This is a genomic window from Streptantibioticus silvisoli (assembly GCF_027947535.2).
Taxonomy (GTDB): domain Bacteria; phylum Actinomycetota; class Actinomycetes; order Streptomycetales; family Streptomycetaceae; genus Streptantibioticus_C; species Streptantibioticus_C silvisoli.
Genome location: NZ_JAAGKO020000018.1, coordinates 1 through 25,522 on the forward strand (window position 1 = coordinate 1; position 25,522 = coordinate 25,522).

19 protein-coding genes and 2 tRNA genes are annotated in these 25,522 nt (G+C 73.9%); 10 read left to right on the forward strand and 11 right to left on the reverse strand.

Annotation, left to right across the window (positions count from 1 at the left end; all coding sequences use genetic code 11):
* Positions 1-363: 363 nt before the first annotated feature.
* A complete protein-coding gene (locus POF43_RS14055) occupies positions 364-996 on the reverse strand; it encodes an alpha/beta hydrolase family protein (protein ID WP_271324453.1) in 633 nt (210 codons plus the stop codon).
* Positions 997-1,118: 122 nt separating this feature from the next.
* Entirely contained in the window at positions 1,119-1,946 is an 828-nt protein-coding gene (locus POF43_RS14060; protein WP_271324452.1) for an SOS response-associated peptidase, read from the reverse strand.
* A gap of 69 nt (positions 1,947-2,015) precedes the next feature.
* Here POF43_RS14060 and POF43_RS14065 point away from each other — a divergent pair, with 69 nt between their 5' ends.
* The 5 genes from POF43_RS14065 to POF43_RS14085 all read left to right on the forward strand — a co-directional run bounded on the left by POF43_RS14065 (position 2,016) and on the right by POF43_RS14085 (position 6,387).
* Entirely contained in the window at positions 2,016-2,735 is a 720-nt protein-coding gene (locus POF43_RS14065) for a M50 family metallopeptidase (RefSeq protein ID WP_271316363.1), read from the forward strand.
* Between the two features lie 172 nt (positions 2,736-2,907).
* Positions 2,908-4,230: a 3-phosphoshikimate 1-carboxyvinyltransferase gene (gene aroA / locus POF43_RS14070; RefSeq protein WP_271316362.1), complete on the forward strand. Its 1,323-nt coding sequence runs from the start codon at positions 2,908-2,910 to the stop codon at positions 4,228-4,230.
* A gap of 9 nt (positions 4,231-4,239) precedes the next feature.
* Positions 4,240-5,247 carry a ribosome small subunit-dependent GTPase A gene (rsgA, locus tag POF43_RS14075; protein WP_271316361.1) on the forward strand — a complete coding sequence of 336 codons (1,008 nt, stop codon included), beginning with the start codon at positions 4,240-4,242 and terminating at the stop codon, positions 5,245-5,247.
* A gap of 288 nt (positions 5,248-5,535) precedes the next feature.
* Complete coding sequence (locus POF43_RS14080; RefSeq protein ID WP_271316360.1) at positions 5,536-5,859, forward strand: DMT family transporter; 324 nt, start codon at positions 5,536-5,538, stop codon at positions 5,857-5,859.
* A gap of 57 nt (positions 5,860-5,916) precedes the next feature.
* On the forward strand, positions 5,917-6,387 hold the full coding sequence (locus POF43_RS14085; RefSeq protein ID WP_271316359.1) for a GNAT family N-acetyltransferase: 471 nt from the start codon (positions 5,917-5,919) through the stop codon (positions 6,385-6,387).
* Here POF43_RS14085 and POF43_RS14090 read toward each other — a convergent pair.
* The 3 genes from POF43_RS14090 to POF43_RS14100 are packed head-to-tail and all read right to left on the reverse strand — an operon-like array spanning position 6,374 to position 10,801.
* The gene (locus POF43_RS14090) at positions 6,374-8,842 is read right to left on the reverse strand and encodes a dipeptide ABC transporter ATP-binding protein (RefSeq protein ID WP_282704577.1); all 2,469 of its coding nucleotides are present in this window, start codon (positions 8,840-8,842) and stop codon (positions 6,374-6,376) included. The two genes, POF43_RS14085 and POF43_RS14090, sit on opposite strands and share 14 nt — an antisense overlap.
* Positions 8,839-9,804 carry an ABC transporter permease gene (locus POF43_RS14095; protein WP_271323304.1) on the reverse strand — a complete coding sequence of 322 codons (966 nt, stop codon included), beginning with the start codon at positions 9,802-9,804 and terminating at the stop codon, positions 8,839-8,841. The genes POF43_RS14090 and POF43_RS14095 overlap by 4 nt, the downstream gene beginning before the upstream one ends.
* Before the next feature lie 10 nt (positions 9,805-9,814).
* Entirely contained in the window at positions 9,815-10,801 is a 987-nt protein-coding gene (locus POF43_RS14100; RefSeq protein WP_271316694.1) for an ABC transporter permease, read from the reverse strand.
* Between the two features lie 233 nt (positions 10,802-11,034).
* On the opposite strand from POF43_RS14100, the gene POF43_RS14105 reads away from it, so the two are divergent.
* The 3 genes from POF43_RS14105 to POF43_RS14115 all read left to right on the forward strand — a co-directional run bounded on the left by POF43_RS14105 (position 11,035) and on the right by POF43_RS14115 (position 14,327).
* Positions 11,035-12,714: an ABC transporter family substrate-binding protein gene (locus tag POF43_RS14105; RefSeq protein WP_271316695.1), complete on the forward strand. Its 1,680-nt coding sequence runs from the start codon at positions 11,035-11,037 to the stop codon at positions 12,712-12,714.
* Between the two features lie 147 nt (positions 12,715-12,861).
* Positions 12,862-13,788: a histidinol-phosphatase gene (hisN, locus tag POF43_RS14110; protein WP_271323303.1), complete on the forward strand. Its 927-nt coding sequence runs from the start codon at positions 12,862-12,864 to the stop codon at positions 13,786-13,788.
* A 131-nt stretch (positions 13,789-13,919) separates the two neighbouring features.
* Positions 13,920-14,327, forward strand: coding sequence for a CBS domain-containing protein (locus POF43_RS14115; protein WP_271316696.1), 408 nt, complete (start codon positions 13,920-13,922; stop codon positions 14,325-14,327).
* Positions 14,328-14,542: 215 nt separating this feature from the next.
* On the opposite strand, the gene POF43_RS14120 is transcribed toward POF43_RS14115, so the two are convergent.
* Positions 14,543-16,003, reverse strand: coding sequence for a catalase (locus POF43_RS14120; protein WP_271323302.1), 1,461 nt, complete (start codon positions 16,001-16,003; stop codon positions 14,543-14,545).
* A gap of 153 nt (positions 16,004-16,156) precedes the next feature.
* Here POF43_RS14120 and POF43_RS14125 point away from each other — a divergent pair, with 153 nt between their 5' ends.
* Positions 16,157-16,585: a Fur family transcriptional regulator gene (locus tag POF43_RS14125; protein WP_271317207.1), complete on the forward strand. Its 429-nt coding sequence runs from the start codon at positions 16,157-16,159 to the stop codon at positions 16,583-16,585.
* 219 nt (positions 16,586-16,804) lie between these two features.
* Here POF43_RS14125 and POF43_RS14130 read toward each other — a convergent pair whose 3' ends face one another.
* On the reverse strand, positions 16,805-18,391 hold the full coding sequence (locus POF43_RS14130; RefSeq protein ID WP_271323301.1) for a hypothetical protein: 1,587 nt from the start codon (positions 18,389-18,391) through the stop codon (positions 16,805-16,807).
* 258 nt (positions 18,392-18,649) lie between these two features.
* On the opposite strand from POF43_RS14130, the gene POF43_RS14135 reads away from it, so the two are divergent.
* On the forward strand, positions 18,650-19,516 hold the full coding sequence (locus POF43_RS14135) for a trypsin-like serine peptidase (protein WP_282704578.1): 867 nt from the start codon (positions 18,650-18,652) through the stop codon (positions 19,514-19,516).
* 185 nt (positions 19,517-19,701) lie between these two features.
* Here POF43_RS14135 and POF43_RS14140 read toward each other — a convergent pair.
* The 4 genes from POF43_RS14140 to POF43_RS14155 form a co-directional block, all read right to left on the reverse strand.
* Positions 19,702-19,775, reverse strand: a tRNA-Met gene (locus POF43_RS14140).
* 166 nt (positions 19,776-19,941) lie between these two features.
* The gene (locus tag POF43_RS14145) at positions 19,942-21,648 is read right to left on the reverse strand and encodes a tetratricopeptide repeat protein (RefSeq protein WP_271323299.1); all 1,707 of its coding nucleotides are present in this window, start codon (positions 21,646-21,648) and stop codon (positions 19,942-19,944) included.
* A gap of 859 nt (positions 21,649-22,507) precedes the next feature.
* Positions 22,508-22,581, reverse strand: a tRNA-Met gene (locus POF43_RS14150).
* A 60-nt stretch (positions 22,582-22,641) separates the two neighbouring features.
* The gene (locus POF43_RS14155; RefSeq protein ID WP_303659406.1) at positions 22,642-25,473 is read right to left on the reverse strand and encodes a UPF0182 family membrane protein; all 2,832 of its coding nucleotides are present in this window, start codon (positions 25,471-25,473) and stop codon (positions 22,642-22,644) included.
* Positions 25,474-25,522: the final 49 nt, after the last annotated feature.

A 25,522-nucleotide genomic window follows, 5' to 3' on the forward strand; every position in this document is an offset into this window, starting at 1 on the left:
GAGGGTGGACTTGGGGGGCGGCGGGGTGGCACCGGGGGCCGCGGGGAGGCACCGGGGGCGTCGGAGGCGGGGGCACCGGGGAATCCGGCACCGGAGGCGCTGGCGGAGGCGGATGCGCGCCGGGGCATCGGAGAGGACAGCGGAAGCGTCGGAGGGGGCGTCGCAGGCGGAGGCACCGGGGCGTCGGAGTCGGCACCGCAGGCAAAGGCACCGGAGCGTCGGAGTCGGCACCGCAGGCCGAAGCACCGGAGCGTCGGAGTCGGCACCGCAGGCCGAAGCACCGGAGCGTCGGAGTCGGCACCGCAGGCCGAAGCACCGGGGTCTCGGAGTCGGCGCCGCAACTGCGGGCTCCCGGTGCGGTCCCTACCTGCCGGGCGGCAGCGTGCGGTCCAGCCAGTCGGCCGCCGCGCCGGTGAGCAGGGCGAGGGCCTCGGTCTGGCCGACGGGCGCGCGCTTCGGCACCGCGAAGCCGTGGTCGCCGCCGGGCACCTCGACCGGGCGGTGGGCGGCCGGGAACTCCTCCGGGCGGCCGAAGGGGTCCCGGCCGCCCTGGACGACCAGCACCGGCAGCAGGTCCGCGGCGGCCGTCAGCTCACCGGCGCGGGACGCCTCCGGGCGGCCGGGCGGGTGCAGCGGGAAGGACAGCGCGAGCACCGCGACCGCCCCCAGCCCGGCCGCCGTCCGGCAGGCGACCCGGGCGCCGGCGCTGCGGCCGCCGGCCACCACGGGCAGGCCGGGCGCGGTCAGCGAGGGCCACAGCGCGCTCCAGGCGGCGTCCAGCGTCCTGGGGGCCGGCGCGATCTTCCGGCCTGCCACCCGCCACGGCTGTTCGACCAGCGCCACGGTGCAGCCGCGGGCCGGCAGCACGGCGGCCAGCGCCACCAGGTCGCGGGCGTCGATGCCACCGCCGGCGCCGTGCCCCAGCGCGACGACCGCCCGGGGCCGTCGCGGCGCGTGGTGCCAGGTGATCCGGGCGTCGCCGACCGGGGTGGACACGGTCTCGGTGACGTTCGCCTTCGGGTCGGTGCCCGCCGCGACGCTTCCGCCCGCGTTCCCGTTCCGGCCGCCGTTCTCGTTCACCTCTGCGTTCCCGTTCCGGTTCCCGCTCCCGTGCGCGTTCAGAACAGCGTCGCCTCCTCCGGTGCGGGCAGCGGGGCGAGCAGGTCGGCGCCGTTGTTGCGCACGTCGCTGACGGAGGTGGCCACCGGGTAGGCGCGGACCGAGCCGGCCGGCGGCGGGGTGAGCAGGTCGCGCAGCTCGTCGGGGTCGGTGTGCGCGGGGTTCAACCAGTCGTCCCAGCGGTCCGGGGTGAGCATCAGCGGCATGCGGGGGTGTATGTCGGACAGCGAGGCGGGGCCGTCGCCCTCCTGCTCGGCGGCGCCGGACGCCAGCGGCGCGGTCTCCGCCTCGGTGGTGATCACCGTGCACGTCGCCCACCAGGCACCGGGGTGGTCCTCGGGCAGTGTGCGGTCGCGCCAGAACTCGTACAGCCCGGCCATCGCCATCACCGATCCGTCGGCGGGCGTGACGAAGTAGGGCTGCTTGCGCGGCCGCTTGCGCCGGCCCTCCTCCTCCAGGCGGCGCTCGTCCTGGCCGGTCACCCACTCGAAGTACCCGTCGGCCGGCAGCAGGCAGCGCCGGGCGACGAACGGGCGGCGGTAACTGGGCTTCTCGTGCACGGTCTCGGCGCGGGCGTTGATCATCTTGGCGGCGCCCTGCGGGTTCTTGGCCCACGACGGCACCAGGCCCCAGCGCAGGACCCGCAGTTGGCGCACCGGCTCGTTGGACTCGGCGTGCTTGTCGGGGCGGTCGAGGACGGCGTAGACGGGCTTGGTGGGTGCCACGTTCCAGTCCGCGTCGATGGCCTCGGTGGGATCCCATCGGGTGACCCCGAACGTCTCGACGAGGTCCTCGGGTTTCCGGCTCGCTGAATATCGCCCGCACATGAGTGCAACCCTGCCACGCCGCCACGCGTCTCGGCACCAGAACGCGGTGCCGCACGTTGCAGGAGAACCATGGACTTCCAGAACATCACGCAGGTGTGGGACCGGGTCGTCGGCACGCAGGCCGCGCCGCCGGTGTGGCTGGTGTGGGTGTGCGCGGCGGTGGCGTTGGCCGCGGTGCTGCCCCGCGGCCTGTGGCACGTCACGCGCAACGCGGTGACCATCGCGCACGAGGGCGGCCACGGACTGGTGGCGGTGGTCAGCGGCCGGCGTCTTCAGGGCATCAGGCTGCACTCCGACACCTCGGGGCTGACCGTCTCGCGGGGCAAGCCGCACGGCGTCGGCATGGTGCTGACGGCCGCTGCCGGGTACACCGCGCCGCCGCTCATCGGACTGGCCGGCGCCTGGCTGCTGTCGGCCGGGCACATCACGGCGCTGCTGTGGGGCGCGGTCGTGCTGCTGCTGGCGATGCTGCTGATGATCCGCAACGCGTACGGACTGCTGACGGTGGTCGTGGCGGGCGGCGCGTTCCTGCTGGTGTCGTGGCTGGCGGACGCCCGGGTGCAGGCCGCGTTCGGCTACCTGGTGGTGTGGTTCCTGCTGGCGGGCGGGGTGCGGCCGGTCTTCGAGCTCCAGCGCAAGCGGCGGCACGGCGGGGCGCCGGACTCCGACGCCGACCAGCTGGCCCGGCTGACCCACGTGCCGGCCGCGATGTGGCTGGTGCTGTTCTACGCGGTGGCCCTGTGCTCGCTGATCGGCGGCGCCAGGTTCCTGCTGGGGGCGACGTCCTGATCGCCCGGCCGATCACCTGACGAACTTGCCCGACCGATCGCCCGCGCGCCCCACGGGTGGGTGACCGCAGGCGTTCCCGCGGGCGGCCACCGGCGTTTCGGCACGTGATACGTCACGATTTCGGCGCGATCAGTACGTATTACCGGTTGGCGCACACACTAGAGTTGGGAGCATGACCGATCATCTCGCGGACACCGCGCACTGGCCCGCCCCGACCGCCTCCGGTCCGGTGGACGCGACCGTCACCGTGCCCGGGTCGAAGTCGGTCACCAACCGCGCCCTGATCCTCGCCGCCCTGGCCGCGGAGCCGGGCTGGCTGCGCCGTCCGCTGCGCAGCCGCGACACCGTGCTGATGGCCGACGCGCTGCGCACGCTGGGCGTCGGCATCGAGGAGACGGCCGACCCCGCGGGCGGTGAGGCGTGGCGGGTGATCCCGTCCGGGCTGCGCGGTCCCGCGGCGGTCGACGTGGGCAACGCCGGCACCGTGATGAGGTTCCTGCCGCCGGTGGCCGCGCTGGCCGACGGTGAGGTGACGTTCGACGGGGACCCGCGCAGCCACGAGCGCCCGCTCGGCGGTGTCATCGCCGGACTGCGGGCGCTGGGGGCGCGGATCGACGACGAGGGGCGCGGCGCGCTGCCGCTGACCGTCCACGGCGGCGGTTCGCTGACCGGCGGTCCGGTGGAGGTGGACGCCTCCTCCTCGTCGCAGTTCGTCAGCGCGCTGCTGCTGTCGGCGCCGCGGTTCAACCAGGGCGTCGAGCTGCGGCACACCGGCCGTTCCCTGCCGTCGCTGCCGCACATCCGGATGACGGTGGACATGCTGCGGGCGGCCGGCGCGCAGGTCGACTCGCCGGAGGGCGGCGGCGAGGCGAACGTGTGGCGGGTGGCGCCGAGCGCGCTGCTGGGCCGGGACCTGACCGTGGAGCCGGACCTGTCGAACGCGGCTCCGTTCCTGGCGGCGGCACTGGTGACCGGCGGGCGGGTGACGGTCACCGACTGGCCGGAGCACACCACGCAGCCCGGCGACGCGCTGCGGGAGATCTTCACCCGGATGGGCGGTGCCTGCGTGCTGGACGAGCGGGGTCTGACCTTCACCGGCACCGGGCGGATCACCGGGATCGACGCGGACCTGCACGAGGTGGGCGAGCTGGCGCCGGTGATCGCGGCGGTGGCCGCGCTGGCCGACACGCCGTCGCGACTGCGCGGCATCGGGCACCTGCGGCTGCACGAGACCGACCGGCTGGCGGCGCTGGCCAAGGAGCTGAACGAACTCGGCAGTGACGTGCGCGAGACCGAGGACGGCCTGGACATCCGGCCGCGCCCGATGGTCGGCGGCGTCTTCCGCACCTACGAGGACCACCGGCTGGCGACCGCCGCGGCGGTGCTGGGCCTGGTGGTCGGCGGCGTCGAGGTGGAGAACGTGGAGACCACCGGCAAGACGCTGCCGGACTTCCCCGGGCTGTGGACCGCGATGCTCGCCGGAACGGGAGCCTGATCCCCCGCCATGCGGCGCTACGGCAAGGACGCTGACGAGGACGACGTGCGGGTCCGCCCGGGACGCAAGGGCAGCCGTCCGCGCACGCACACCCGCCCCAAGCACGAGGACGCGGCGGAGGGCTTCGTGCTCACCGTGGACCGCGGCCGGGTGACGTGCCTGATCGGTGACCGGCAGATCACCGCGATGAAGGCCCGTGAGCTGGGCCGCAAGGGCATCGCGGTGGGCGACCAGGTCGACATCGTCGGCGACCTGACCGGCACGAAGGACACCCTGGCGCGGATCGTGCGGGTGCGGGAGCGCACCTCGGTGCTGCGGCGCACCGCGGACGACGACGACCCGTACGAGCGCGTGGTGGTGGCCAACGCCGACCAGTTGGCGATCGTCACGGCGCTGGCCGATCCCGAGCCGCGGCCCCGGCTGATCGACCGCTGCATGGTGGCCGCCTTCGACGCCGGCCTGGAGCCGTTGCTGGTGCTGACGAAGGCGGACCTGGCGCCGGCCGGGCCGCTGCTGGAGACGTACGCGACGCTGGGCGTGGCGTACGTGGTGACCAGCCGCGAGGAGCTGACCGACAGCGCGCTGGAGGAGGTGCGCGGCCGGCTGGCCGGGCGGATCACCGCGTGCGTGGGGCACTCAGGGGTCGGCAAGACGACGCTGGTCAACGCGCTGGTGCCGGCGCACATGCGGGCCACCGGGCACGTCAACGCGGTGACCGGGCGCGGGCGGCACACCACCACGTCGGCGCTGGCGCTGCCGTTGCCGGACGAGCGCGGTGGCTGGGTCATCGACACCCCGGGGGTGCGGTCGTTCGGGCTGCACCATGTGGACGCCTCCCGGGTGATCCGGGCCTTCCCCGACCTGGAGCCGGGCACCGAGGAGTGCCCGCGGGCGTGCAGCCACGACGAGCCGGACTGCGCGCTGGACGCCTGGGTGGCGGCCGGGCACGCGGACCCGCAGCGGCTGTACTCGTTGCGGCGGCTGCTGTCGACCCGCGAGCGGCGCGAGGGCGACTGACCGGCGGGCCCGAGATTCCGGCCGGCCGCCGGCCTCTGTGTGATGATCACCTGTAACCGTAGAACGATGAACGCGGCACCGCGGTACACCGCACGAAGAACGCCGCACGCATCACGCCGTACACCGCACGAAGGACGCCGTACGCAGCACGCGGTACACCGCACGAAGCACCGTGAAACGCAGAACTGACGAACCGATGAACCGCGAAACGATGAACGCGGAACGATGAACGCAGAACGTTGAACGCGGACGCCCCGCGCTCGGCCGGGTCCGTTCGGGAGGTTGTTCATGGCGTGGCTGATGGTCATTGTCGCCGGGCTGCTGGAGACCGGGTTCGCGGTGTGCCTGAAGCTCAGTCACGGCTTCACCCGGCTGTGGCCGACGGTCGCGTTCGCGGCGTTCGCCCTGGGCAGTTTCGGGCTGCTGACTCTGTCGTTGCGCAAGCTCGACGTGGGCCCGGCGTACGCGGTGTGGACCGGGATCGGCGCCACCGGCACCGCCGTCTACGGCATGGTGTTCCTCAGTGACACCGTCAACACGCTGAAGATCCTTTCCATCCTCCTGGTGATCGCCGGCGTGATCGGGCTGCCGCTGTCCGGCGCCGAGCACTGAACCGCCGCCCGCACGGCGTCCCCGGGGCGGGGTCGGGCGGTGTGGTGGGATGGACGCATGACCGACACCGTCACCGACGACATCACCATCCGCCGGGCCACGGCCGACGACATCGCGGGCATCGTGGCCATGCTCGCCGACGACGAACTGGGTGCGGCGCGGGAGAACCCGGCGGACCAGGGCCCGTACCGGGCGGCGTTCGCCGTGATCGACGCCGATCCGCAGCAGTGCCTGGTGGTGGCGGCCCGCGACGGCGAGCTGATCGGCACCGCGCAGCTGACGTACATCGCGGGGCTGGCCCGGCAGGGCGGCACCCGGGCGCAGATCGAGGCGGTCCGGATCAGCGAGGCGGCGCGCGGCAGCGGCCTGGGGTCGCAGCTGATCGCCTGGTGCGTGGACCGGGCCCGCGAGCACGGCTGCCTGCTGGTGCAGCTGACCTCCGACGTGAGCCGGCTCGACGCCCACCGCTTCTACGAGAAGCTCGGGTTCGAGGCGACCCACATCGGGTTCAAGCTCATCCTGCGATGACGTCCCGCGCCCGCGGGAAGTGACAGGCCGCCACGTGGTCCTCGGCGTGCGGCCGCAGCGCCGGTGCCTCGGTCTCGCAGACCTGCCGTTCGCCGCCGTCGAGCACCGCGTACACCGGGCAGCGGCCGCGGAACCGGCAACCGGTGTGCCGCACCGTCGGGCTCGGCGGGTCGCCGGTCAGCAGGACGGGGGTACGGCGGCGTTCGGCGGCCGGGTCGGGCAGCGGCACGGCGGACAGCAGCGCCTGGGTGTACGGGTGCCGGGGGCGTTCGAAGACCTCGGCGACCTCGCCGGCCTCGACGGTGCGGCCCAGGTAGACGACGCTGACCCGGTCGGCGATGTTCCGCACCACGGACAGGTCGTGCGAGACGAACAGGTAGGCCAGGCCCAGCCGCGCCTTCAGTCCCTGGAGCAGGTTGAGCACTCCGGCCTGCACCGACACGTCCAGCGCGGAGACCGGCTCGTCCAGCACCAGCAGGTCCGGTTCGACCGACAGCGCCCGCGCGATGCCGATCCGCTGCCGCTGGCCGCCGGAGAACTCGTGCGGAAAGCGTTCGGCATGCGCGGCCTCCAGGCCGACCTGGCGCAGCAGTTCCGGCACCCGGCGGGCGGTGGCCGCCCGGTCGGCGCCCTGGGCGCGCAGCGGTTCGCCGATGATGTCGCCGACCGTCATGCGCGGGTCGAGGCTGGCCATCGGGTCCTGGAAGACGATCTGCACCCGGCCGCGCACCTGCTTGACCTGGCGTTTCGTCAACGCGGCCACCGAGGTGCCCAGCAGCTCCACCGTGCCGCCCTCGGGCGCGGCCATGCCCATGATCTCGAACAGCGCGGTGGACTTGCCCGAGCCGGACTCCCCCACCAGCGCCAGCGTCTCGCCGCGGCGGATGTCGAGGTCGACGCCGTCGACCGCGTGGACGCTGCCCACCCGGCGCTTGAACGCGGCGCCCTTCATCAGCGGGAACGTCTTGACCAGCCCGTCGACCCGCAGCACCGGATCGCGGTCGGCACGCCGGCCGGCCGGCGCGGTGGGCGGCAGGTCGGGCACCGGGAAGACGTCGGCGGGGGCGGCGCCGACCAGTTCCCCGGCCGCGACACACGCCGCCGCGTGCTCCGGCCCGACCTGCGTCAGCGGGGGTTCCGTGGCCCGGCACGCGTCCCGCACCAGCGGGCACCGCGGCCCGAACGGGCAGCCGGGCGGCAGCGCGCCGGGCGAGGGGGGCGAGCCGGGGATGGGGACGAGGGCGCGCCGACGGGAGGCCGGGGCGGGGGAAGTTGAGGCGGGGGAAGTTGAAGCGGGGGAAGTTGAGGCGGGGGAAGTTGAGGCGGGGGAAGTTGAGGCGGGCGGGGCGGCCGGTGCGATGATCCGATCGTCAGCCTTCTCACCGCCGGCCACCGCACCGCCGGCCACCGCACCGCCAACAACCTCACCGCCAGCCATCTCGGCGTCAGCCACCGCACCGCCAGCAACCGCACCCTCAGCCACCGCACCGCCAGCCACCTCACCGCCAGCCATCTCGGCGTCAGCCACCGCACCGCCAGCAACCGCACCGCCAGCCACCGCACCCTCAGCCGCCGCACCCCCGTCCACCTCACCCCCCGCCGCCGTCTCCTCCCCGTCCAGTCTCGGCACCGCGCCGATGAGTGCCAGCGTGTACGGCATGCGGGGGCCGGTGAACAGGTCGTCGACGGGGGCGTTCTCGACGATGCGGCCGGCGTACATGACGGCGACCCGGTCGGCGGTGCCGGCGATGACGCCGAGGTCGTGGCTGACCAGCAGCAGCGCGGCGCCGGTCTCGCGGCGGGCGGTGCGCAGCACGTCGAGGACCTGGGCCTGGATGGTGACGTCGAGCGCGGTGGTCGGCTCGTCGGCGACGATGACGTCCGGGTCGTTGGCGATGGCCATCGCGATCATCGCACGCTGCCGCATGCCGCCGGAGAACTCGTGCGGGAAGGAGGCGGCCCGGGAGCGGGGTTCGGGGATGCCGACCAGGTCGAGCAGTTCGACGGCGCGTTCCCTGGCGGCGTCGCGGGTCACGTCGCGGTGGGCGCGGACCGCCTCGGCGATCTGGTCGCCGATCCGGTAGACCGGGGTGAACGCCGACAGCGGGTCCTGGAAGACCATCGCGACGCGGTCGCCGCGCACCCGCGACAGCGTGGCGTCGCCGGCGCCGATCAGCTCGACGGCGGCGTCCCCGCCCGGCGTGGCGCCCAGTACGACCGAGCCGCCGACCCGCGCGTACCCGGGGAGCAGGCCGAGGGCGGCCAGCGCCACCGACGACTTGCCGGAGCCGGACTCGCCGACCAGGCCGAGCACCTCGCCGCGCCGCAGGGTCAGGTCGACGCCGCGCACGGCCGGTACGTCGTCGAAGGCGACGCGCAGGTCGCGGATGGTCAGCGCGGCCGCCGTCCCGGTGGGCGCCGGTGCGGTGGCGGGCCGCTGCCGTGCGGTGGTCATCGGGGTCCTCCCTGGCCGGCGACCGGGCGCCGGGGGCCGGTGCGGCGCCGGCGGGCGCGGCGGCGGGCGGTGGGGTCGATGGCGTCGCGCAGTCCGTCGCCGACCAGGTTGACGGCGAGCACGAAGACGACGAGCAGGCCGGCGGCGAAGAAGAACATCCACGGGTAGGTGACGGCCGACGTGGTGCCGTCGGCGATCAGCGTGCCCAGCGAGACGTCCGGCGGCTGGATGCCGAAGCCGAAGTAGGACAGGGCGGTCTCGCTCATCACCGCGCCGCCGACCGCGATGGTGGCGTCGATGATCAGGAACGAGGCGACGTTGGGCAGGATGTGCCGCCAGATGACGCGGAACGGCCCCACGCCCATGAACCGGGCGGCGCGCACGAACTCCCGTTCGCGCAGCGACAGCGTCATGGAGCGCACCACCCGGGCGGTGATCATCCAGGCGAAGGCGGCGAGCAGGCCGACGAACGCGAACCAGCCGCCGTCCTTCAGCCGGGGCGAGATGATGGCGATGACCAGGAAGCTGGGGAAGACCAGCAGCAGGTCGACGGCGAACATCAGCAGGCGGTCCGGCCAGCCGCCGAAGTACCCGGCGCAGGCGCCGACCAGCGCGGCCACCGCGGTGGAGAAGACCGCCACCAGCAGCCCGATGAGCAGCGACTTCTGCAAACCGTGCACGGTCTGGGCGAAGATGTCCTGGCCGATGCCGTTGGTGCCCCACCAGTGCCGGGCCGACGGTGCCTGGCGCAGCGCGGTGTAGTCGATGGAGTCGTAGCTCCAGTGCGTCAGCAGCGGGCCGACAAAGGCCAGCAGGAACAGCAGCACCAGCACGACGGCGCCGGCCAGCGCGCCGCGGTTGCGGACGAACCGGCGCAGGACGACGGCGGCGCGGCCGGCCGGGCGGGCGGCGGCCAGGTCGAGGGGGGCGGTGTCGAGGTCGGCGACGACTGCGGTGGTCATGCCTGGCTCCTCACGCGTGCCGGACGCGGGGGTCGAGCGCGGCGTTGAGCAGGTCGGCGAGGAAGCCGGAGGCCAGCACCACCACGGCGGCGAAGATGTTGACGGCGACGACGGAGTTGACGTCGTTCTTGTTGATGGAGGAGATGAACCACTCGCCCATCCCGTGCCAGCCGAAGATCGTCTCGGTGAAGGTGGCGCCGGTGAACAGGGCGAGGAAGCCGTAGGAGAAGTAGGTCGACATCGGGATGAGCGCGGTGCGCAGTCCGTGCCGCAGCAGCGCGGTGTGCCGGCGCAGTCCCTTGGCGCGGGCGGTGCGCAGGTAGTCAGAGCCGAGGACGTCGAGCATGGTGGAGCGCTGGTAGCGGCTGTAGGAGGCGATGGCGAACAGCGCGACGGAGATGGTGGGCAGCAGCAGGTGCACGCCGCGGTCGCGCAGGATGGCCCACAGGCCGCCGCTCAGTCCGGGGGTGGCCTCGCCGGTGAACTGGATGACGTCGGTGCCGGTGGTGGTGTTGAACCAGATCGCGCCGGTCTTGAGCAGCACCGCGAGCAGGAAGACCGGGGTGGACAGCAGGGCGAACGACGCGAGGGTGACCACCCGGTCGGAGAGCTTGTACTGCCGTACCGCGGTCCACGCGCCGGCCAGCACGCCCAGGCCGGTGCCGAGCACGGTGCCGATGAGCAGCAGCCGCAGGCTCACCCCCAGGCGGCGGGCGAACTCGGCGTTCACCGGCTCGTCGTCGATGGTGCGGCCCAGGTCGCCGTGCAGGACCGCGCGGTCCGCCCAGTGGCCGAAGCGGCCCAGCAGCGGCTGGTGGTCGTTGATGCCGAGCGCGGTCAGGTGCTGGTCGACGGCGATCGGGGAGATCGGCGGCTGGCGTCCGGCGAAGTAGGCGCGCGGGTCCAGGGCCAGCGAGGCCAGCACGTAGGACAGGAAGACGGCGACCACCAGCAGCACGGCGTAGTAGCCGAGCCGCTTGGCCAGGTAGGCCAGCACGGTTCCTCGTATCCTCCCGGTCGGGATCGGGCACCCCGGGGCGTACGGCGCGTTCGGTCGGCCGGTGCGCCCCTGGGAGGGTATGACACCCAGGATGATCTCGCCCTATTGCGGCATTGTGAAGAGCCCATGACAATGCTCGGATTCAACTCGCTTCCGCGCGGAACTGGTTCTACCGTCGTCGAGCCCGTCGTGAGAAGGCCCCAGCCCAGCCCACCGAAGGAATCCCCACCATGCGCCGAACCACGGTCCTCGCCATCGCGGCCACCTTGACGGCCTCGCTGGTGATGACGGCCTGCGGGCCGTCCGGCAAGCCGGCGGCCAAGAAGCAGGCCCCGTCGGTGGGCACCTCCGAGGTCAACGCCCAGCCGGTGAGCGCCCTGCGGCAGGGCGGCACGCTGAAGGTCTCGATCGACCAGTGGATCAGCCAGTACAACTCCAACACCGCCGACGGCGCGCAGGGTGACGCGGCGTCGATCACCGCCCAGGTCGAGCCGACGCTGTTCCTGGCCGACGCGCACGGCGTCGAGCAGCCCGACCCCAACTACCTGCTGTCGGCGAAGGTGACCTCCACCTCGCCGCAGGTCGTCACCTACACCCTGAACCCCAAGGCCCGCTGGTCGGACGGCAAGCAGCTGAGCTGGCGGGACTTCCAGGCGCAGTGGAAGGCGCTCAACGGCACCGACCACGCGTTCCAGGGCGCCGACCCGACCGGCTACGACCAGATCGGCTCGGTGGTGCGCGGCGCGAACGACCAGCAGGCGAAGGTGACGTTCACCCATGCCTACGCGGACTGGAAGCGGCTGTTCAACCCGCTGTTCCCGGCCTCCGCCTACTCCACCCCGGCCGAGTTCAACAACGGCTGGGTGGACCACGTGCCGGTCAGCGCGGGGCCGTTCAAGGTCGGCGACTACGACAAGACCGACCAGACGATCACCCTGGTGCCGGACCCGAAGTGGTGGGGGCCCAAGCCGGTGCTGAGCCAGGTCATCTACCGGGTGCTGGACATCGACACGCTCACCCAGGCGTTCCTCAACAAGGAGATCGACCTCGCCCCCGCCGAACTGCCGGAGGACTACCAGCAGTTGGTGAAGGACAAGAACGCGGTGATCGAGACCGGGTCGCGCTGGGACGAGGTGCACATCACCCTCAACGGCGGCCGCGGCCCGCTCAAGGACGTCCGGGTGCGCCAGGCGGTGGAGATGGCGGTCAACCGCCGCGCGATCACCGACGCCTACGGCTCCGGCATCCCCTACCGGGTCAACGAGCTGGGCAACCACTTCTACATGCCCAACCAGAAGGGCTACCGGGACAACTCCGGGATCTACGGGACGTACGACCCGAAGGCGGCGGCGAAGCTGCTGGACGCGGCCGGCTGGAAGGACAACGGCGCCGGCAAGCCGCGCACCAAGGACGGCAAGCCGCTGGAGCTGGCCTATCCGCTCAGCGAGGGCAGCAACCAGGCCAGCGTCGACCAGTCGCAGCTGGTCCAGCAGATGCTGGGGCAGGTCGGTATCAAGGTCGACATCGACAAGGTGCCCGCCAACGACTTCTTCAACAAGTACATCAACGTCGGCGACTTCGACCTGGCCAGCTTCCGCAACGTCGACGAGCTGTTCCCCTCCGAGCTGCACCCGGTCTTCCAGCAGCCCAAGGGCGACAACCTCTACCAGAACTTCGGCTCGGTCGGCTCGCCGCAGATCGACGCGCTGCTGGACCAGGCGCAGGCCACCACCGACCCGGCCAAGGCCGTTGCGCTGTACAACCAGGTCGACGTCCAGCTGTGGAAGCTGGGCCACTCCATCGAGCTGTACCAGCGCCCGCAGATCGAGGCGGTGCGCAAGGGCCTGGCCAACTACGGCGCCTCCGGCCTGGCCGACACCGACTGGACCAAGGTCGGCTGGCAGAAGTGACGGCGGCGGGCCGGGCCGCGAGGTGACGCGGCCGGCCCGCGCCGACGCGGCCCGGCCGCCCGGCAGAGGGGACCGCCCGCGTGGTGACCGGGCCCGGCGGCGCGCGGGAGACGTCAGGGCGGCCGGAGCGGACGCTACTGTTCCGGCATGACCGACTTTACCGACGACCTGCGCCTCGCCCACGTCCTGGCCGACGCCGCCGACGCCGTGACCATGGAGCGGTTCAAGGCGCTCGACCTGAAGGTCGAGACCAAGCCGGACCTGACCCCGGTCAGCGAGGCGGACAAGGCGGCCGAGGAGCTGATCCGCGCCCAGCTGTCCCGGGCCCGGCCGCGCGACGCGGTGCTCGGCGAGGAGTTCGGCAGCCAGGGCGCCAGCAACCGGCGCTGGATCATCGACCCGATCGACGGCACCAAGAACTACGTGCGCGGCGTACCGGTGTGGGCCACCCTGATCGCGCTGGCCGTGGCCGGCGAGGGCGGCACGGACGGCGACGACGGGGTGGTCGGCCTGGTGTCGGCGCCGGCGCTCGGGCGGCGCTGGTGGGCGTCGAAGGGCACCGGCGCCTTCACCGGCCGCAGCCTGACGTCGGCCTCCCGGATGCGGGTCTCCGGGGTGGACCGGCTGGCGGACGCGTCGTTCTCGTACTCCTCGCTGTCCGGCTGGCAGGAGCGCGGGATGCTCGACGGCTTCCTGGAGCTGACCCGGTCGACCTGGCGGACCCGGGCCTACGGCGACTTCTGGTCGTACATGATGGTCGCCGAGGGCTCGGTGGACCTGGCCGCGGAGCCGGACCTGAGCCTGTGGGACATGGCCGCGCCGTCGGTCGTGGTCCGCGAGGCCGGCGGCCGCTTCACCGACCTGTCCGGCATCCCGGGCCCCTACGGCGGCAACGCGGCCGCGTCCAACGGCCTGCTCCACGACGACCTGCTGCGGCAACTGGCCGCGGGACCGGCCCGGGCCGACGGGTCCGCCGGGGCCACGGGGGCCGGCGGGGCCGGCGTGGGCGACACCTCCGACGGGGCCGGCGCGGTTCACGCGGACGGTACGGCCGCGGAGCCCGTCCAGGGGTGAGCGGCGCGTCCGTGGGATGACGCGCGCCCCCTGCGCACCCCGCACGCCCCCTTGTGTCCCGTTTTGCGGGCGTGTGACCATGGAGACAGGCAAGCTTGTGCGCTTGTGAAGTTTCTCTCAAGGGGTATCCCATGCTGGTCCGCGATGCGATGAGCACCCGAATCCTGACCATCGGTCCCGCCCACACCCTGCGGCAGGCGGCGGAGCTGATGTCGCTGCGCCGGATCGGTTCCGCGGTGGTCCTCGATCCGGACCGGGGCCTGGGGATACTGACCGAACGCGACGTGCTGGACGCGGTCGGCCGCGGCCTGGACCCCGGCCGGGAGACGGTCGGCGCGCACACCACCACCGACGTGGTCTTCGCCGCGCCGCAGTGGACGCTGGACGACGCGGCGGCGGCCATGGTGCGCGGCGGGTTCCGGCACCTGGTGGTACTCGACGGCCGCGAGCCGGTCGGCCTGGTCTCGGTGCGCGACATCATCCGCTGCTGGACCCGCGCCCGGCGCACCGCGACCCCGCAGCAGGCGGCCATGGTCTGACGGGCCGGCGGGGTTCGGCGGCAGGCAGGGGGTTCGGCGGCCGGCGGGTTCCGGCGGCAGGCGGCGACGGTCCGACCGGTCCACGGTGAGGGCGGCAGCGGAGGCGGTCCGCCCGGCCGCGGCGCGCCGCCCGCGGGGGCCGGATCGCGGAGGGGCAGCCGGGAGGCCGCGACCCGGTCGGGTCGCGGCCTCCGCGGTGGTACGGCAGGCGTCCGTCAGCCGCGCAGGGCCTGGACGGCGGCCTCCAGACGCTTGCCGTAGTCGGGGTCCGCGCGGCGGAAGTTGGCGACCGCCCGCTCGGCGATGGCGGTGCGGGAGACCTTGGCGATGAAGCCGGCCAGGTTGGCGATCAGGCGGGCCTTCTCCTGCTCGGACAGCATCCGGTAGAGGTCGCCGGCCTGCGTGAAGTCGTCGTCCTCGGCGTGGACCGGCGCCTGGCTCGCACCCGTGGCACCGGTGACCGGCAGCGGCTGCCACAGCGGGCGGCCGGTCTCGGCCGGACCGCCGAAGCTGTTCGGCTCGTAGTTGCGCGCCCGGCCGTGGCGGCCGTCGTACAGCGCGCCGTCCCGGCCGTAGGTGCGCGCCTCGGCGGCGTGCGGCCGGTTGACCGGCAGGTGGTCGCCGTTGACGCCGACCCGGTAGCGGTGGGCGTCGCCGTAGGCGAACAGCCGGCCCTGGAGCATCTTGTCGGGCGACGGGCCGATGCCGGGCACGAAGTGCGCCGGGGAGAAGATCGACTGCTCGACCTCGGCGAAGATGTTCTCCGGGTTGCGGTTCAGCTCCAGCGTGCCGATCTCGACCGGCGGGTAGTCCGCGTGCGGCCAGACCTTCGTCAGGTCGAACGGGTTGAACCGGTAGGCGGCGGCGTCCGCGGCCGGCATGATCTGCACCTGCACGGTCCAGCTGGGGAAGTCGCCGCGCTCGATGGCCTCGCGCAGGTCGCGCTGGTGGGAGTCGGGGTCCATGCCGGAGACCTGGAGGGCCTCCTCGGTGGTCAGGTTCCTGATGCCCTGGTCGGTCTTGAAGTGGTACTTGACCCAGAAGACCTCGCCGGCCTCGTTGTTCCACTGGTACGTGTGCGAGCCGTACCCGTTCAGGTGCCGGTAGGAGGCCGGGATGCCGCGGTCGCCGAACAGCCAGGTGACCTGGTGGGTCGACTCCGGGCTCAGCCCCCAGAAGTCCCAGACGTTGTCCGCCTCCTGCGAGCCGGTGTACGGGTCGCGCTTCTGGGTGTGGATGAAGTCGGGGAACTTGACGGCGTCCTTGATGAAGAACACCGGGGTGTTGTTGCCGACGAGGTCGTAGTTGCCGTCCTCGGTGTAGAACTTCAGCGCGAACCCGCGCGGATCGCGCACCGCGTCCGCCGAGCCGAGGTTGCCGGCCACCGTGGAGAACCGCAGGAAGGTCTCGGTCCGCTTGCCGACCTCGGACAGGAACCTCGCCCGGGTCCAGCGCGAGACGTCCGCGGTGAGGGTGAACGTGCCGTAGGCGCCGGCGCCGCGGGCGTGCACGACGCGCTCGGGGATGCGCTCCCGGTTGAAGTGCGCCAGCTTCTCCAGCAGCGACTGGTCCTGGACCAGCACCGGCCCGCCGGCCCCCGCCGTCTCACTGTTCTGGTTGTCCGCGACCGGGGCTCCCGCCTCGGTGGTGAGCGGGCCCGGCTCCTGAAGCGTCACGTCGTCTCCTCGGTCTCGTCCGATCCCCCGGGTGGGTCCGACCACCCCGGCCGGCTCCGGATTTGATCCTACAATAGACATTGTCTAAGTCAAGAACCGTGCGAGACCGATACCCGGTCGGGACTGGCCCGCCCCGCTGTTAGGCTGGTGGGCATGAGTGACCTGCTGGAACGACTGCGCGGACGCGGCTGGCGCATGACCGCGCAACGCCGGGTCGTCGCCGAGGTTCTCGACGGTGACGGCGCCGCCCACGTCCACCTGACCGCCGACGAGGTGCACGCCCGCGCGGCCGGACGGCTGCCGGAGATCTCCCGCGCGACGGTCTACAACACCCTGGGCGAACTCGTCTCGCTCGGCGAGGTCATCGAGGTCGCCACCGACGGCCGTGCCAAGCGCTACGACCCCAACGCCCACCAGCCGCACCAGCACCTGGTCTGCTCACGCTGCGGCGTGATCCGCGACGTCCACCCGGCCGGCGACCCCTTGGCCGCCCTGCCCGCGACGGAACGGTTCGGCTTCACCGTCTCCGACGTCGAGGTCACCTACCGCGGCCTCTGCCCGGACTGCGCGACGGCGGCGTAACACGGGGCGTCCGCACGGGCGTTGGCGTGTCGCGACGCGCCGGCGTACGGCGGCCCGTCGGCCTGCGGTGGCACGCCGACGCCGGTCCCCGGCGGGGGGCGACGCAGCGGCGCCGGCCCCGTCACCCCGGCCGGCTCAGGCGGCCGTCACCCCGGCCGGCTCAGCGGCGGCAGCCCAGCGGCAACGACTCAGCGGCGGCGCCGGCTCAACGGCAACGGCTCAGCGGCGGCGGCCCAGCGCGCGCAGCAGGAAGTCCAGCGGTGCGTGCTGGTCCTCGGCCAGTCCCGCCCCGCGCAGCCGGGTGCCGAGCCGTTCCACCCGGTCCGGCTCGACGCTGCCGCCGGACCACCGCAGGCGCCGCCACTCGCACAGCGCCTCGCAGGCCCGGGCGGCCACCTCGGGCCGGGCGTCGGCGGCCGCGCCGAGCAGCAACTCCAGGCGGTCGAAGTACTCCAGCGTCCGGGACGCCCGCAGAGCCGCCCGCCACACCGCCGGTTCCGGGCGGCGCACGGCGCAGGCCAGCACGGCGGGCGTCGCCGTCCAGGTCACCGCCAGCGCGTCCAGCGCCTCACGGGCCACGCTCGGCACCGGATCGCCGACCAGCTCCGCCAGCGCGCCGGCCGCCGCGCCGCCGTCCGTACCGGTCACCGCCGCACCGCGCTCCGGCCCCGATCGCGGCGCGGTGCCGGCCGCCAGCAGGCCGATGGCCCGTACCGCCGCCCGCCGGGCCACCGCCGGCCAGCTGTCGTCGCGGGCCAGCACCGCGAGCGCCGGCAGGTCGGAGACGTCGCCGCACTCCCCCAGGCCCGCCGCGAGCCCGGCCACCAGCCGCGGATGCGTGCTGCGGCCGCACCGGCGCAACTGCCTGCGGTAGACGTCGACCGGCGGCTCCCCGCGCTTGTACAGCTTCCACCGCGCCTGCGCCCGCACCAGCCGGGAGCGGTCCGCCAGCGGCGCCACCAGCCGCACCGCCGGCACGTCGTCGGGCAGCGCCGCCACCGCCAGCTCCCGCACCGCCGCGGAACGCGCCCACATCAGCCGGCCGGCCTGGTCCGGGTCGAGGTCGAGCAACTGCCGCGCGCACAGCCGCCGGCACTCCTGGTCGCGGTCGTGCAGCGCGGCGCGGGCCAGGTCACCGCGCACGTACTCACCGAGTTCCAGCGCGAGCCCCATGCCGAATCGCCGGGCGTGCGGGTCGGGTTCGGCGGCCAACCGGCGTACGGTGCGCCGCCGTTCGGGCTCGCGCAGCACCGCCCGGTACTCCTCCAGCACCCCGCCGGAGCGGCTGCGGGCGCCGAGCCGCGACAGCAGCCGGACCGCCGAGGCCGCCTCGTCCGGCGCGACGTGCGCCAGCAACGCCGCCCGGGCCGGGTCGCGCACCGCCGGCACCCAGTCGTCGGTGCGCAGCGCCAGCGCGGCCACCGCGAACCGGCCACTGCGCCGGGCCAGGCGTTCCACCGCGGCCTGCCGCAGCCGACCGTCGGCGTCGAAGGAGGCCAGCACCAGCCGCAGCGGGTCCGCGTCCGGCGGCAGCGCCCGCGCGGGCTCGGCCCGGCCGCCGGCGGCGCGGCGCGCGGTGCCGGCCCGGGCGTACCGGTCGAGGGAGAGCCACAACCGGGGCCCGGCCAGCAGCAGTTCGTCCAGGGCGATCTTGCGGTCCTCGGCCGTGCCGCGTTCCAGGACGCCGCGCAGTTCGTCCAGCAGGACGTCCGCGGCCACCCTGCGGCCGGTCTCCGCCGCCCGGCACAGCGGTCGCCACCGACCGCTGTCCACCGCCTGCGGATACACCTCCCGGCGACGCAGCACCGTTCGTGCCCGCTTCTTGCGCAACAACGCGCCCCGCCGCCTTTCGTGCCGTTCCCGGGTCAAGGATCACCTAGCGTGGCCTTCACACCAAGCAAGTTCGCTCGCCTTTGCCCACGCCTTACCGCCCCTCTACTCAAGGCTGGTTCAGTGTCCCGGCCTGTGCGTATTGTTGACGTGCGGTCGGTGCGGGGTCGCCCATTCCCGGCGGTGGTGACGAGACGACGGAGGGTCCTGGTGCGCCGAAGCGGTCGAGGCCGGTTGCGGACGGCCATCACGGCGGGGGCCGGCATCCTGCTGATCGCCGCGTTCGCCGGCTACGGGCCGCGGATGCTCACGCTGGCCGAGAGCCGCCACCCCGCGGGCCGTTCGGCCTCACCGGCCGGTCCCACCCCGCCGCCCGACTGGTCCCGCGAGGGCACCTTCCTGACCGCCTCCCGCGCCTATCCGGCGGTGGTCCGGCTGCTGGCGTCCGGCGGATCGCCGTACTGCAGCGGCAGCGTGGTGCACAGCACGGGCGGCGACCTGGTGATGACGGCCGCGCACTGCGTGTACGCCAGCGGCTCCTACCTCACCGGTACGACGGTGGTGCCGGGGCTGTCGGGCGGCTCGCGCCCCTACGGCTCGTGGCAGGTCGACCACGTGTGGATCGACCCGCGCTACACCGCCGAGGGGCACGACGAGGACTACGACTACGCGTTCCTGCGGGTCGGCCGGTCCGACGGGCGCGCCATCGAGTCGGCGGCCGGCGCCGACACCCTCACCGTCGACCAGCCGTTCCACCTGCTCGGGGTGACGACCACCGGCTACCCCGAGTCCGGCGACCCCGGCAACCGGCAGCTGACCTGCACGCTGCCGACCTATCAGTCGCCGGCCCACCGCGCGTACCGCGAGATGCACTGCGGCGGTTACACGGCCGGCGTCTCCGGCGCCCCGTGGGTGCTGCTGTCCCCCGGGTCCCGCACCGGCCGGCTGGTCGGCCTCATCGGCGGTTTCAACGGCGGCGGCCCTCCGGACGGCACGCCGCACGAGGACGCCATCTCCTACAGCCCGTACTTCGACGCCGCCACCGAGGCACTGCTGCGCCAGGCCGAATCGGGTAACGGCGGTCACGACAGCGGGAGTTGAGCCCGCTCCGGTTCCGGTTTCCGCTCCCGTGCGCGACGCGGGACGCGTCGGCTGCGGCTGTGCTTTCGCGGGGAGGGGGCGGTCCCGGCGCCGGTGCGGAGGCGGCCGGCGTGCACCGGGGGCGAACACCGGACGGCGACAACACGAGAGGCCCGGAACTTTCGTTCCGGGCCTCTCGTCTTCAGTAGCGGGGACAGGATTTGAACCTGCGACCTCTGGGTTATGAGCCCAGCGAGCTACCGAGCTGCTCCACCCCGCGTCGTTGTGCCTTTACTCTAGACGACCCGTTCCCCACCCGGCAAATCCGTTCCCGCCCGCCCCCTCCGGACCGCGGCGGGGCCACCCGCCGGAACCACCGACCGGGGTCGGCGGGCGTCAGGGCCGGGGTCACCGGCCGGGGTCACCGGTGCGGGTCACCGCACCGGTCACGCGGACAGCTCCTCGCGCAGCGCGTCGGCCAGCCGGGCCGCGCGTTCGGAGACCTCGTCGGGGCCGCTCTCCACGGCGCGGTCGCACCAGTGCCGGGCGTCGTCCAGCGCGCCGCGCCGGGCGGCGATCAGCGCGAGCCGCAGCGCGGCCCGGCCGTGGCCCGCGTCGGCGGCCCGCCGCCACCACACCGCCGCCTCCGGCTCGCTGCCCTCGCGGGCCAGCAGCAGGCCGAGGTTGAACGCGCCGTTGCGGCTGCCGGCCTCGGCGGCCAGCCGGTACCAGCGGGCGGCGTCGACCGAATCACCGCGTTCGGCGGCCCGCATGCCCAGCCGGATCTGCGCCCTGCGGTGCCCGAGCCGGGCGGCCCGCTCGTACCACTCCTCGCACTCGGCGGCGTCCTGGTCGAGGACCGCGCCGAGCCGGAAGGCGGCGTCCGCGTTGCCGCCGCCGGCCGCGCACCGCAGATGCGTCTCGGCGCCCTGGGCGTCGCCGTCCTTCTGCAACGCCATGGCGACCTGGAGCGCGGCCTCGGTGTGCCCGGCGGCCGCCGCCCGCTCGTACCAGCGCCGGGAGGCGGTCGGGTCGCCGCGCCCGGCGCACAGGATGCCGAGGTTGAACGCGGCGTCCACGCTGCCGGCCTCGGCGGCCTTGGAGAACCACGGCTCCGCGCCGGCCGGGTCGTCGTGCTGGAGCAGCAGCACCGCCAGCGCGTTGGCGGCCTCGCGGTGCCCGGCGTAGGCCGCGCGCCGGTACCACTGCTCGGCCTGGGCGGCCCGGCCGCGGGCGGCGCACAGCAGGCCGAGGTTGTAGGCGCCGTTGTCGTCGCCGGCGGCCAGCGCGGCGCGGTACCAGCGCTCCGCCGTCTGGGTCTCGCCGTTCTGGGCGTGCAGCGCGCCGAGGGCGTTGGCGGCCTGGCCGTCACCGTCCTCGGCGGCGCGGCGCCACCACTCGGCGGCGCCCTCGGTGTCGCCGGCGTCGCGCAGCAGGAAGCCCAGCGCGCAGGCGGCGCGCGCGTCGCCGGCCCGGGCGGCGGTCAGGTACCAGCGGCCGGCCTCCTTGGCCTCGCCGCGGTCCTCCAGCAGGCTGCCGAGGCGCAGCGCGGCGCCGCCGTGACCGCGGGCGGCGGCCTGGCGGTACCACTGCTCGGCCTCGGCGTCGCGGCCGCGGTCCTCGCACAGCAGGGCGACCCGGTGGGTGGCCTCGCGGTGGCCGTGCTCGGCGGCGGCCCGGTACCAGCGTTCGGCGTCCGGGTCGCGGTGCTGCTCCAGCAGGTCGGCGAGCGCGTAGGCGCCGGGCACGTGGCCGCAGGCGGCGGCCTGCCGCAGCCAGTACTCGGCGGCGGGCGCGTCGCCGCGTTCGCGGTGGTGGCGTCCCAGGGCGTGCGCGGCCGAGGCACTGCCGGCGACGGCGGCGATCCGCCACCAGCCGGCCGCCTCGTCGGCCAGACCGCGCTGGTGCATCAGGACGCCGAGGTTGTTGGCGGCGGCCCGGTCGCCGGCCGCGGTGGCGGCCCGCAGGTAGGTCTCCGCCGTGTCGAGGTCCCCTCTTCGCAGCAGCAGCGTGCCCGCCATGCTCTGCGCCGCGGTGTCGCCGGTGTCGGCGGCACGCCGGTAGCGCGCCTCCAGCTCGGCGTCCTCCCGGGCCGTCAGGACGTCGTCGTCGAGCGCCCCGGCGCCGACCGGCGCCTGCGTCAGGACCGTCATGCTCGCACCCCCGTCAGGCGGGCGAGCTTCCCGAAATTTCGCACCATCCCCCATGTGGTTCATCGTCGCACCACCCGCAACCGGTGTACATCCTGGTATATCGCAGCCCGCGAGGTCACTACAGCGCTTTGTCGACTTCCCGACACGACGACACTGCAAACCACGACGCTGGGGACCTACCCCCACAACGCGGATGTCAACGCGCATCCGCCACATGACACGTGCGCGCCGACCACATACCTGAGTTGACGCACCGCGCACCGCTCCGGGTTGCCGTGAGAACGGCCACTGCGCCAGCCCCCGCGCCGACCACCGCCCCGACCCCGGCACCGCCCCCCGCACCGCCCCCGCCGACCGCCGCACCGACGCGCCCGCACCTCCCGGAGTCCACCGCGCGGCCGTCCGGGGAACCGTCGCGCGCGCCCCATGAAGCCGGCGCGCGCATCCGAGACCGACGGGCGGACGCCTGAAGCCGGATCGCGCACCGAAACCCGCGCCCGGACACCCGAAGCCGACGCGCGCATCCGAGGCCGACGCGCCGACACCTGGAACGGACGCAGGCACTCCGTGGACGCGGGACACCTGAGCCGGACGCGGCGAAGCGGAAGGCGCGGGCACCTGAAGGCTCGTGAGACCGGTGCCCCGAAGCCGGCGCGTGGGGTGGTCCCGTACGGCCGCACCGCACGAGGCCACGACCGCACCGCACGACGCCCCCGCACGACGCCGCCGGACGGCCTGGCGCAGCGTCAGCGCCCGCGGTACGTCAGCGCGTTCTTCCCGAACATCAGCATCCGCGGAACACCGGCGCACGCAGGAAGACCCGGAGTCCGTTACGGATTCCGGGTCTTCCTGTATTCAGTAGCGGGGACAGGATTTGAACCTGCGACCTCTGGGTTATGAGCCCAGCGAGCTACCGAGCTGCTCCACCCCGCGTCGTTGTGCCCTAAGGCTACCACGGCACGGCCGGGCGCTCCGCCACCACCGCGGCGCCGCTCAGCGGTCCCCCGTCGCCGCGGCCTGCCGTTTCTCCGCGTCGGAGGCCCGGCGCAGCGCGTCGTTCAGGGCCTGCTGAGCCTTGCCGTACGCGGTCCAGTCGCCGGAGCGCATCGCCTTCTGCCCGGCGTCGAAGTCCCGCTGGGCGTCGGCCAGCGCGCGGCGCACCGCGGTCGCGTCGGCGGCGGCGCCGGAGGCCGCGGGCGGCGGTTCGGGGGCGGAGGTGGAGCCGAACAGGCCGTCCAGCGCCTGGTCGAGCGTGCTGCCGAAGGCGGGGCGCCCGGTGCCGTAGGAGGCCAGCACGAGCTTCAGCGCCGGCGGCCCGGCGCCGGGACCGGCCGTGTAGACGGGTTCGACGTAGAGCACCCCGCCGTCCATGGGTATCGCCTGCTGGTCGCCGAACTCCACCCGCGATCCGCCCTTGCGCAGCTCCGCCAGCCGCCCGGCGACCGCCGGGTCGGCGGTGAAGTCGGTCTGGGTGGCGCGCGGTCCCGGTACCGCGTCGCCGGTGGGCAGTTCCAGCAGCCGCATCGTGCCGTACGCCGCGCTGGTGGCGTCCGAGTCGACGGCGAGGAACGCGCTGACGTTCTGCCGCCCGGTGGAGGTGAACCCGGAGGTGAGCTGCCAGGTACGGGACGTGTCACCCGGCAGGGTGATGCTCTGGTACTGCGGGGCCTCGGCGGCGCTGCCGGCACCGGTCGGGTCGGCGGGCACCCGCCACTCCTCGCTGCCGCTGGCGAACGCGGCCGCGTCGGTGACGTGATACCGGGTCAGCAGCGCGCGTTGCGTGGTGAACAGGTCCTGGGGGTAGCGCAGGTGGGCGGTCAGCGCCGGCGGGATGTCCTTCTTCGGCAGCACGGTGTGCGGGAACGCCCGCATCCAGGTCTTCAGCACCGGGTCGCGGGTGTCCCACTGGTACAGCCGCACCGTCCCGTCGTACGCGTCGACCGTCGCCTTCACCGCGTCCCGCGCGTAGTTGACCTGCCGGCCGGCCGCGCCGGTGCCCAGCGTGGTGCGCGAGGAGTACGGGTAGTCGTCGCTCGTGGTGTACCCGTCGACGATCCACTGGATCCGGCCGTCCACCACCGCCGGGTACGGCGTGCCGTCGACGGTCAGCCAGGGCGCGACGGCCTGCACCCGCTGCTGGGGCGTGCGGTCGTACAGGATGCGTGACGCCGGGCCGATCGCGGCCGAGTACAGGATCTGCGGGTCGCCGGTCTGCACCGCGTACGCGGCCCGGGTGAAGGTGTCCGCCAGGCTGACGCCGCCGACCCCGGCGTACCGGGTGCTCTTCTCGCCGCCGCCGTCCGCGTAGTCGACCTCCTTGGCCCCGCCGCCGACGATCGAGTACTGCGTGGTGTCCTGGCCGTAGTAGATCCGCGGTTCGTAGGAGCCCAGCGCCCCGGTGGGCGGCACGTCCCGCTCGGTCAGCAGCGGCGCGCCGGCGTCGGTGGTGCTGTCGGCGTCGGCGGCCACGACGCCGTATCCGTGGGTGTACGTGAAGTGTTCGTTGGTCCAGTTGTCCTCCGGCACCCCGGACAGCTTCAGCTCCCGCAGCCCCAGCACGGTCGGCTGCTCGCGGCCGTCGACCGGATAGCGGTCGACGGTCAGCGGTGAGGTGAACGTGTAGTACCCGCCCGCCTGCTGCGCCTGGCGGAAGTCCGGTGCCGCCACGTCCGGGTCGAGCAGCGTCACGTCGGCCGTACTGTCGGCGTCCGCCCGCAGCTTCGCCCCGGACGTCTTCGGCGCGGCCGGCAGCGGGGAGACGCGCACGCCGGTCAGACCGTAGGCGGCCCGGGTGGCGGTGATGTTGCGCCGCAGGTACGGCGCCTCCTTGACCGCCTGGTCCGGCTGGACCTGGAACTTCTGCACGATCGCCGGATACAGCCCGCCGATCAGCACCGCCGACAGCACCATCAGCCCGAACGCCAGCACCGGCAGGCTCCAGGTGCGCCGCCACAGCGTGGCGAAGAACAGCAGCGCGCAGATGACGGCGATGCAGAACAGGATGGTCTTGGCCGGCAGGTACGCGTTGGCGTCCACGTACCGCAGCCCGGTCCACCCGGCCGTGGTGCGAAAGCCGCTGGACTTGACGGCCAGCCCGTAGCGGTCCAGCCAGTAGGCGGCCGCCTTCAGCGACACGAACAGCCCCAGCAGCACCGACAGGTGCCCGGTGGCCGCCGCCGTGGCCCGCGCGCCCGGGCTGGTCACCCGCAGCCCGCCGTACAGGTAGTGGGTCAGCGCGGCCGACACCAGCGACAGCACCACCACCGCGAACCCGAAGCTGAGCACGAAGCGGTACCACGGCAGGTCGAAGGTGTAGAACGAGGCGTCCAGCCCGAACTGCGGGTCCCGCGTCCCGAACGGCACGGCGTTGGCGTACGCCAGCCACACCCGCCACTGGCCGGCCGCCGAGGCCCCGGCGATCAGCCCGACCAGCGCGCTGACCACCACCACCAGCCACACCCGGAACGGCGCGATGCCCATCCGGTAGCGGTCGATCCCCTGCTCCTCCGGCGACATCGCGCCCACCGGCGGCCGCATCCGGTGCGCCAGGTACGCGTTGGCGCCGACCGCCGCGGCCATCACGCCGCCGAAGACGGCGAACAGCCCCACCCGGGTCCACAGCGCGGTGTGGAAGACCGACCCGTAGCCGACCGAGCGGTACCACAGGTGGTCGGTCCAGAAGCCGGAGAAGGCCACGAACCCCATGCTCAGCAGCGCCACCGCCGCCACCACCGCGAACAGCGCCCGCTGGCGTGTCGACAGCCGCGCGGAGTACGTCTCCGCGTCGTCGTCCCGGCCGTCCTGGCCGTCCTCCCGCTCCGGCATCGGGAATGCCACGGTGCGCACCTTCTCAACACGTTCGCGTCGTCACACG